The sequence below is a fragment of the Elioraea tepida genome, assembly GCF_019203965.1.
Classification (GTDB): Bacteria; Pseudomonadota; Alphaproteobacteria; order Acetobacterales; family Acetobacteraceae; genus Elioraea_A; species Elioraea_A tepida.
The window spans coordinates 1,262,338-1,271,556 of sequence record NZ_CP076448.1; the positions used below are offsets into that span (position 1 = coordinate 1,262,338).

The 9,219-nt window shown below is 68.4% G+C and carries 9 protein-coding genes; 3 read left to right on the top strand and 6 right to left on the bottom strand.

What is annotated here, in order from left to right:
- Positions 1-46 precede the first annotated feature (46 nt).
- The 6 genes from KO353_RS06050 to KO353_RS06075 form a co-directional block, all read right to left on the bottom strand.
- Positions 47-691: a cytochrome c oxidase assembly protein gene (locus tag KO353_RS06050; protein WP_218286816.1), complete on the bottom strand. Its 645-nt coding sequence runs from the start codon at positions 689-691 to the stop codon at positions 47-49.
- Positions 640-897 (bottom strand): hypothetical protein, encoded by a 258-nt coding sequence (locus tag KO353_RS06055; RefSeq protein WP_218286817.1) that lies wholly within the window; start codon positions 895-897, stop codon positions 640-642. Before KO353_RS06055 ends, KO353_RS06050 begins: the two co-directional genes overlap by 52 nt.
- A 17-nt stretch (positions 898-914) precedes the next feature.
- Positions 915-1,898 (bottom strand): heme o synthase, encoded by a 984-nt coding sequence (locus tag KO353_RS06060; RefSeq protein WP_218286818.1) that lies wholly within the window; start codon positions 1,896-1,898, stop codon positions 915-917.
- A gap of 31 nt (positions 1,899-1,929) precedes the next feature.
- Positions 1,930-3,522 carry a cytochrome c oxidase subunit I gene (gene ctaD / locus KO353_RS06065; RefSeq protein WP_218286819.1) on the bottom strand — a complete coding sequence of 531 codons (1,593 nt, stop codon included), beginning with the start codon at positions 3,520-3,522 and terminating at the stop codon, positions 1,930-1,932.
- Between the two features lie 45 nt (positions 3,523-3,567).
- A complete protein-coding gene (gene coxB, locus KO353_RS06070; RefSeq protein ID WP_328774506.1) occupies positions 3,568-4,455 on the bottom strand; it encodes a cytochrome c oxidase subunit II in 888 nt (295 codons plus the stop codon).
- Positions 4,456-4,654: 199 nt separating this feature from the next.
- Positions 4,655-5,707 carry a TerC family protein gene (locus KO353_RS06075; protein ID WP_235692045.1) on the bottom strand — a complete coding sequence of 351 codons (1,053 nt, stop codon included), beginning with the start codon at positions 5,705-5,707 and terminating at the stop codon, positions 4,655-4,657.
- 319 nt (positions 5,708-6,026) lie between these two features.
- Here KO353_RS06075 and KO353_RS06080 point away from each other — a divergent pair, with 319 nt between their 5' ends.
- From KO353_RS06080 to KO353_RS06090, 3 genes are all read left to right on the top strand, one after another.
- A complete protein-coding gene (locus tag KO353_RS06080; RefSeq protein WP_218286821.1) occupies positions 6,027-6,275 on the top strand; it encodes a twin-arginine translocase TatA/TatE family subunit in 249 nt (82 codons plus the stop codon).
- A gap of 251 nt (positions 6,276-6,526) precedes the next feature.
- Positions 6,527-8,554 carry a TRAP transporter permease gene (locus KO353_RS06085; protein ID WP_218286822.1) on the top strand — a complete coding sequence of 676 codons (2,028 nt, stop codon included), beginning with the start codon at positions 6,527-6,529 and terminating at the stop codon, positions 8,552-8,554.
- Positions 8,541-9,191 (top strand): exopolysaccharide biosynthesis protein, encoded by a 651-nt coding sequence (locus KO353_RS06090; protein ID WP_218286823.1) that lies wholly within the window; start codon positions 8,541-8,543, stop codon positions 9,189-9,191. Before KO353_RS06085 ends, KO353_RS06090 begins: the two co-directional genes overlap by 14 nt.
- Positions 9,192-9,219: the final 28 nt, after the last annotated feature.

A 9,219-nucleotide genomic window follows, 5' to 3' on the forward strand; every position in this document is an offset into this window, starting at 1 on the left:
GGCGTTTCGCGGGAGTGTGGCGACAGGCCGCGCGCGCGCGCAAGCCTCAGCGGAGGGCGCGGCCGCCTGGTCCCGGGGGGGCGGTGTTCGGCGTGAAGCCGCCGACATGCGGCCCGGCCGAGGCGAGCGCACCGGCCCGTTCGGCAGCGCCGAGCGAGCGGAAGAAGCTGTAGCTGATCGTGATCACGCGCAGGTCGCGCGTGGCAGGGTCGTCGAACAGCTTCGGGTCGACCCAGAAGGCGAGCGGCATCTCCACCTCCTGGCCTGGCGCGAGCGTCTGTTCCGTGAAGCAGAAGCAGGCGATCTTGTTGAAGTAGCGCGCGGCCTTCTCGGGCGTGACGTTGTAGGTGCTGATGCCGGTCACCGGCTCGGCGGCGTCGTTCCGCGCCCGATAGAAGGCGAGCCCCTCCTCCGCCCCGCGCAGCGTCACCGACCGCTGGGCGGGCCGGAACGTCCAGGGCATGCCCGCCTGGACATTGGCGACGAACTCGACGCGGATCGTCCGCGGGTCCTCGACGGCGGGGCGGTCGGCGTTCATCATGGGCGTGCCGCCGAAACCGGTGACACGGCAGAACAGGTCGTAGAGCGGCACCGCCGCGAAGCTGAGCCCGACCATGCCGGCGACGAGGCCGGCGAGGCTCAGCGCGAGGGTGCGGTTCGAACGGGAGCGAGCCCGCCCGGGCGTGACCATTCGCGCGGATCCCCGATCTGCGACATGCGGCTTAACGTGATGGCGAAGAAGAGCGCGACAAGCCCGAGCAGGACGACGAGCATCACCCGGTTCCGCGCCTTCTGACGCGCGCGGAGCTCGCGCGTCTGCTCCGGCGTGAGGTCGGGCCCGCGCGTCACCGCTTGCGGGTCATGTGGCGCAGGGCGGGACTGGACACGGTTGCCCATGCGTCCGTCCGCCACCGTCATGGCACGAGGAGCCCAGCGTTCGCGACCAGACGGTCGGCCGCCAGTGCGCCGAACAGAAGGAACAGGTAGGTGATCGAGAAGCGGAAGCAGGCCTTGGCGGCGGCATCCTTCACGAGACTCGCTCCGGCCTCATCCTGCGGTTCGCGCAGCACAGCAAGCGCGTGGCGCAGGAAGTTTGCGCCGAGCAGGGCCGCAGTGGCGCCATAGAGCCAGCCGGCGAAGCCCAGGACGACAGGCAGGAGCGTGAGCGGCACAAGCAGCGCGGTGTAGAGCAGGATCTGCCGGCGCGTCTCGCGCGCGCCCGCGACCACGGGAAGCATCGGCACGCCGGCGCGGGCGTAATCGGCGTGGGCGAACAAAGACAGCGCCCAGAAATGCGGCGGGGTCCAGAAGAAGATGATCGCGAAGAGGACAAGCGGCGCCAGCTCAACCGACCCGGTCACCGCCGCCCAGCCGATCACAGGCGGGAAGGCGCCCGCAGCGCCGCCGATGACAATGTTCTGTGGCGTGCGGCGCTTCAGCCAGATCGTGTAGACGACCACGTAAAAGCCGATCGAGAGCGCGAGGATCGCCGCCGCCGTCCAGTTCGCGGCGAGCCCCATCAGAAGCACGGCGAACACCGCGAGCGCGACCCCGTAGCCGAGCGCCGCCTCGGGCGCGATCCGCCCAGAGGGGATCGGGCGCGAGGCCGTGCGCCGCATCAGCGCATCGATGTCGCGGTCATACCACATGTTGATCGCGCCCGACGCCCCGGCGCCGATCGTGACGGCGAGGATCGCCGCAAGGCCGAGCACCGGGTGGATCGGCTCGGGCGCGACGATCAGCCCAACGAGGGCGGTGAAGACCACGAGCGTCATCACCCGCGGCTTCAAAAGAGCGATCCAGTCGGCGGGAACCGACCCGAGCAAAGCGTCGGGCGCCTCCCCGCTGTCGGGGAAGCGCCCCGGCGTGCCGGCCGTCGCCTCCGAGCTTCCGCGCATCAGCCCGTGAACCGCTCCGCGCCGCCCCGCCTCAGCGGATCCGCGGCAGCTCCTCGAAGGCGTGGAAGGGCGGCGGGGAGGAGAGGGTCCACTCGAGCGTCGTCGCCCCCTCGCCCCAGTAGTTCGGCGCCACCCGCTCCTGCGAGCGGAAGGTGAGCCAGAGCACGTAGAGGAACACGAGAGCCGAGGCGAAGCTGATGTAGCTCCCGATCGAGGCGAGCATGTTCCAGCCCCAGAATGCGTCCGGGTAGTCCGGGTAGCGCCGGGGCATGCCCTGCAGCCCGAGGAAATGCATCGGGAAGAAGGTGAGGTTCACCCCGACGAAGGTGGTCCAGAAGTGCACCTTGCCCCAGAACTCCGGGTACTGGCGGCCCGACATCTTGCCGATCCAGAAGTAGAACCCGGCGAAGATGGCGAACACGGCGCCGAGCGAAAGGACGTAGTGGAAGTGCGCCACCACGTAGTAGGTGTTGTGCAACACCGTATCGACACCGGCGTTGGCGAGCACCACGCCCGTCACGCCACCGATGGTGAACAGGAAGATGAAGCCGACGGCCCACATCATCGGCAGCTTCATCTCGATCGACCCGCCCCACATCGTGGCGATCCAGGAGAAGATCTTCACGCCCGTCGGCACGGCGATCACCATCGTCGCGGCCATGAAGTAGGCGCGGGTGTCGACATCCATTCCGGACGTGTACATGTGGTGCGCCCACACCACGAAGCCGACGACGCCGATCGCAACCATCGCATAGGCCATACCGAGATAGCCGAACACCGGCTTGCGGCTGAAGGTCGAGACGATGTGCGAGATGATGCCGAAGGCCGGCAGGATCATGATGTAGACTTCGGGGTGGCCGAAGAACCAGAACAGGTGCTGGTACAGCACCGGGTCACCGCCGCCGGCGGCATCGAAGAAGGCGGTGCCGAAATTGCGGTCGGTCAGCAGCATGGTGATCGCGCCGCCGAGCACCGGCACGGCGAGCAGCAAGAGGAACGCCGTGACCAGCATCGACCAGACGAACAGCGGCATCCGGTGCAGCGTCATGCCGGGAGCGCGCATGTTGAGGATGGTGGTGATGAAGTTGATCGCGCCAAGGATCGAGGAGGCGCCGGCGAGGTGGAGCGAGAAGATCGCCATGTCCACCGCAGGCCCGGACTGGAAGGTCGAGTGCGACAACGGCGGATAGACCGTCCAGCCCACTCCTGCGCCCTGGCCGACGAAGGCCGAGCCCAAGAGGAGAGCGAAGGAGGGAACGAGCAGCCAGAAGGAGATGTTGTTGAGGCGGGGGAACGCCATGTCGGGGGCACCGATCATGATCGGCACGAACCAGTTGCCGAAGCCCCCGATGAGCGCGGGCATGACGAAGAAGAACACCATGATCAGGCCGTGCGCCGTGACGATGACGTTCCACATCTGCCCGTCGGCGAAGACCTGCATCCCCGGGTTCTGAAGCTCGATCCGCATCAGGACGGACATGAAGGCGCCGATAAACGCGGCAACGCCTGCGAAGATCAGGTAGAGCGTGCCGATGTCCTTGTGGTTGGTGCTGAACAGCCACCGCGCCACGAAGCCTGGCTTGTGGTCGTGATGGTCGTGCGCGTGCGCGTGAGCCTCAGCCATGTCCGCTCCATCCGTCCGGCAGGGGAGGCCCCCGCCGTTCCATCCTCACTGAGAGGTGCTTCCGCGGCGTGCTTCCGCAAGCCGCAGCCCCACCTCGCCCGCTTCCCCGTCGCCGGCCGCGACAAGCGGCAGCGGGCGGGTGTTGTCGTTCGCGAACCGGCGCTTCGCCTCCTTAACCCACGCGGTGAACTCGGCTTCCGGCACCGCGCGGATCACGACCGGCATGAAGGCGTGGTTCACACCGCAGATCTGGTTGCACTGGCCATAGTAGACGCCCGGCCGGTCCGCCCGGAACCAGGTTTCGAGGGTCCGGCCCGGAATGCCGTATTTCTGCACCCCGAGTGCCGGCACGAACAGAGAGTGGATCACGTCGCGGGAGGTGACCAGGACGCGGATGTCCTTCCCCGCAGGCACGACGACCTCGTTGTCGACGTCGAGCAGGCGGAGCTGGCCGGGGCGGAGCTCCTCCGTCGGGATCATGTAGCTCTCGAACTTGATCCCGTCATGGTCGGGATACTCGTACTCCCAAGCCCACTGGAACGCCGTCACCTTCAGCGTCATGTCGGGCTCCTTCGCCCGGTCCATGAAGTAGAGCAGGCGGAAGGACGGCACACCGATCGCGACCAGGATGAGAACCGGCACCACTGTCCAGATCACCTCGAGGGTGGTGTTGTGGGCGGTGCGCGAGGGAACCGGGTTCCGCTGCGCCCGGAACCGCACGACCACGTAGGTCAGGAGCGCGAGCACGAAGATCGTGATCAGGGTGATGATCACGAGCAGGAAGTTATGCAGGCTGTGGATCCGGTCCTTCACCGGGCTCGCAGAGGCCTGCATGCCCATGCCCCAGGGCACGGGCGCGCCCACCTCCGTCGTGGACGCGTCCGCCGCCCCGACCGCCAACACCATCGCGGCGAGGCCGGCCAGCGCCGCCACCCCCAAAACACCCCGCACCGTCTGGCGGCAGCGCCCTTGAGCCCGCATCATTCGACCCGTCCCGACCGGTTTCACCCGCCGCGCGGCCCGTGCTGCACCGCGACGCGTGGACGGAGAGTTGGCGCGAACGCGCCCCCGGGTCAAGTATTCGATCTCGCGCAGGAACGGTCGCCGCCCGTCCGGCCTGCAAACCGGCCGCTCAGCCCTGCTCCTCGGGGCGTCGCTTCCGTCCCGAGAGCGGCACCCACCCCTGCCAGGCATGTCGGGCGCGGGCCATCGGGCCCTCCTCGGCTGTCTTGATCAGGCTCAGGAAGATCGAGCCGCCGATCAGCGTCGCGGTGATGGCGAGCGCCACCTCCACGGGGAGGAATTTCTCGCCCCAGCCATTCACCTTCCAGACGTAGTTGCCGATCATCTTGATGCCGACGACAATCAGCACGATCGACAACCCATATTTCAGGTAGTGGAACCGGTGGATGATGCCGGCGAGAGCGAAATACATCGCGCGCAAGCCCAGGATCGCGAACACGTTCGCCGTGTAGACGATGAACGGGTCGGAGGTGATGGCGAAGATCGCGGGAATGCTGTCGAGCGCGAAGACGAGGTCGGTGGTCTCGATCAGCACGAGGACGAGGGCCAGGGGGGTGAAATAGAGAACGCCATCCCGGCGGACATAGAAATGGTCCTTCACATAGGTCTCGGTCACTCTGTACCGCGACTTCATCCACAGCAAGATGCGGTTGTTGTCGAGGTCGGGCTCCTCGTCCACCGCCTTCAGCATCTTCCACCCGCTCCAGATCAGGAACAGGCCGAACCCGATCATGATCCACTGGAAGTGCTGGATCAGCGTCGTGCCGAGCAGGATCAGCGTGCCGCGCATCACGAGCGCGCCGATGATGCCCCAGAACAACACCCGGTGCTGCACCGCCGCGGGCACCTGGAAATGGCTGAAGATCAGGACGAAGACGAAGATGTTGTCGACCGAGAGCGACCACTCGATCAAATAGCCGGTGAGGAACTCGAAGCCTTTCTGGCTGCGTTCCTCGGGCGTCTCGCCGTAGAGGGCGAACAAACCGGCGCAGAAGATCATCGCGAGCGTGAAGAACGCGCCTGACCGGAGCAGCGCCTCCTTCACCGGGATCGGCCGGTCGCGCCGCGTCAGCACGCCGAGATCGAGCAGAAGCAGGAACAGGATGAACGCGTTGAACGCGACCCAGAACCACCACGGTGCCGACACGAGGCTCCACTCCACGCGCGCCGCGACGAATGACCAGTGAGGCGGGTGCCCGCCGGATGGTCCGACATCGCGGTTTCCGGGCGCGGCCTGGGCGCAGCGGCCGCGCCGAACCCTCCCGCCAGAGGGGCCCGGACCCAGCCTCGCGAAGTGGTGAAGCGCTTCCCACGTTGCAACCTCTGCCCGCAAACGCCAACCGGACGCGCGGCTGCACTCTCGCCCTTTGCCGGGGGGTTCCTTTCCGCTACTGTCCCCACCACATCAGCGGCCGGGTTCGGCAGGGGCCGGCCCGGGCGAACCACCAGAACGCAAACGGCGCAGGACGGACGCACGCAGGATGGGGACTTTCAGCATCTGGCACTGGCTTGTCGTGCTCCTGGTCATCCTGCTGCTGTTCGGCAGCGGCAAGATCAGCAGCCTGATGGGTGACCTCGCGAAGGGCATCAAGTCCTTCAAGCAGAACATCAAGGAAGACGAGAAGCCGGCCGATACGGCGGCTGACCAGAAGCCCGCCGGAAGCCTCGCCGGGCCGGAGGCTCAGGCCACCGCCCGCACGACCGAGACCTCCTCCGCCCCTCGCGGGTAAGGCAGCGGCTGGAGCGCCGCCCCCGCCCGGGCGGGGCAACGCACCTCCCCCCGCTGAAGGAGGATCTCATGGAGGCGCCGCCCGCGCGCGGGGAGAGCGACGGCCCGATCGACCTCCGAACGGCGTGCTGTTGCGCGTTGCGCAGCCCGCGCACCCCCATCTAGTGTGACCTCGTGGCAGAAGAGCCCGCGTCGCGCCGGCGCTGACCTTCGCGCCCAGGGGCAGCGGGCCGTCGCGTGAGGGGGGGGCGGATGAGGAGTGGGGCGTCCACGCGCGCGGGCGAAGCGCCGCCAGGGACCGGAGAGCGCGAGGCGGTCGCCGCCTCCGAGACGAGGCGCATCGAGGACATGGAGTCCGCCTCGAGCCGACGCGTGCTTCGCGGGCCGGTCGGCCTCGCGCTGCGGTGGGCGGGGATCGCCTTCGTCGCCTTCCATCTCTGGGTGCTGCTTGTCTCCCCGATCGACCCGCTGACGGCGCGCGCGCTGCACGTGTTCTGCGGCGCGGCGATCGGGCTTGCCACCTTCGCCGCCTCCCCGCGGTCACGGCTCGACCGGATCGCCTGGTACGACTGGCTTCTCATGGCCGCGTCGATCGGGGTGGTGTTCCACTTCATGCTGGACGCCGACGGGATCGAGCTGCGGTCCTTCATCGGGCCGAACCTGCGCGACACCGTCGTCGGCCTCGCCGCGCTCGCGATCCTGCTCGAGTTCACCCGGCGCACGGCGGGGCTTGCGATGCCGATCATCGCCGCCGTGTTCCTCGCCTACATCTTCGCGGGACCTCTGCTTCCCGGGGCGCTCTACCATCGAGGCGTGCCGTGGCGCGAGGCGGTGAACTTCATCGCCGGCACCGAGGGGATCTTCGGCATCACCACCTCGGTCTCGGCCACCTTCATCATCATGTTCGTCACCTTCGCCGCCTTCCTTCAGGCCTCGAAGGCGGGCGACTACTTCAACGATCTCGCGATGTCGCTGGTCGGCTGGGCGAGGGGTGGCCCTGCCAAGGTGGCGGTGATCTCATCCTTCATGTTCGGCACCGTCTCCGGCTCATCGGTCGCGAACGTGGTCGCCTCCGGCACCTTCACCATTCCGATGATGAAGCGCGCGGGCTACGACCCCGACACTGCCGGCGCCGTGGAGGCGACCGCCTCGACGGGCGGGCAGATCGCGCCCCCCGTGATGGGCGCGGGCGCCTTCATCATGGCCGAAGTGCTCGGCCGCCCCTATCAGGAGATTTTGGTCGCCGGGCTGATCCCGGCCGTCCTCTACTACATCGCCTGCTTCACCCACGCCGACCTGCACGCTCTGAAGGCGAAGCTGCGCGGCCTGCCGCGCGAGGAGCTGCCGCCGCTTTTGCCGCTCCTCAAGAAGCTCTACCTCTTCTCGCCGCTCGTGATCCTGATCGTCGTGCTCTTTTCGGGGTTCTCGCCCTTCCGCGCGGCCGGGCTCGGGATCGCCGCGACGATCGTGATCATGGCCGTGACCTTTCTCGCGCACCGGCTCGTGCTGCAGCGGCAGAGCCCGATCGCCGCCGTCGCGGGCGCAGGTGGCGAGCTCTTCCGCGCGATCGCCGAGGCGCTCGCCAGCGGGTCGCGAGAGGCGCTGCAGCTGATCGCCGTCTGTGCCACGGCGGGAATCGTCGCGGGCGTGATCGGGCTCACCGGCATCGGCGGCCGCTTCGCCTCGATCCTGCTCGCCCTCGGCGGCGACGTGCCAATCCTCGCGATCAGCTTCGCCGCCGTGGTGGCGCTGATCCTGGGCATGGGTGTGCCGACCACGGCGGCCTATGCGCTCGCCGCGGCGGTGGTGGCGCCTGGGCTGATCCGCATGGGCGTGCCGCCGCTCGTCACCCACATGTTCATCTTCTATTACGCGGTTCTGTCGGCCATCACCCCGCCGGTCGCACTCGCCTCCTTCGCCGCCGCCGGTCTCGCCCGCGGCAGCCTTTGGGGCACCAGCCTCAAGGCGGTCAAGTTCGGCATGGCGACCTTCCTCGTGCCCTACATGTTCTACATGAATCCCGTTCTGCTCGCGCAAGGAGCCGCCGCCGACGTGCTTCAGGCCTTCCTCACCGCGATGGCGGGGGTCGTGCTGCTCGCCTTCGCGACGGAAGGCTACATGCTGGGCCCCCTCGCCGCGCCGCTCAGGCTCGTCGTCGGTGCGGCGGCGCTGATGTGCATCGTCCCCGAGGCGAAGACCGACCTCGCCGGCATCGCCCTCGGTGGGGCCGTGTTGCTCTGGCAGTGGCGTGCCGGCCGGCGCGGTGATGCCCCCGCCTGAGGCGGGAGAGCATCCGGCCCAGGCCAAGGCGGAGCCGCGTCGGCGCGCCTCTGAGCTCCTGCTCGATCTCGCCCGCGCCTGGCCTGCGGAGCGGATCAGCGTCGGCGAGCTCCTCGCCGCTCTCGGCGACCGCGGCTACGGCCTCGTGATGCTCGCCCTTGCCCTGCCGAACCTGATTCCGGTGCCGATCCCTGGCCTCTCCGGCGTCCTCGGCACACCGATCATCCTCCTCGCGCTGATGATGCTCGCGGGCTATCCCGAGCCGGTGCTGCCGAGGTTCATACGCGACCGCTCCTTCCCGCGCGCCGGGTTCGAGGCGGTGATGCTGCGGGCAGAGCCGTGGCTTCAGTGGCTCGAGCGTTTCACGCGCCCCGGCACGCTGAGGCTGCCGAACCGCGCCGTCGAGATCCCGGCCGCGCTCCTGATCGCCGTCAACGCGGTGCTGCTCGCGCTGCCGATCCCGTTCGGCAACCCCGCCCCGGCTCTCGCCATCGTGCTCACCTCGGTCGCGCTCATCGAGGCCGACCGGCGCCTGTTCCTCGCCTCGATCCTCGTGATGCTCGCCGCGATCGCGATCGACCTCGCGATCGTCCTTGCGATCATCGGCCTCGGCAGGGCGGTGGCCGAGCTCTTGTGACCGCCGAAGCGCGGTCGGCGTCTGCGCT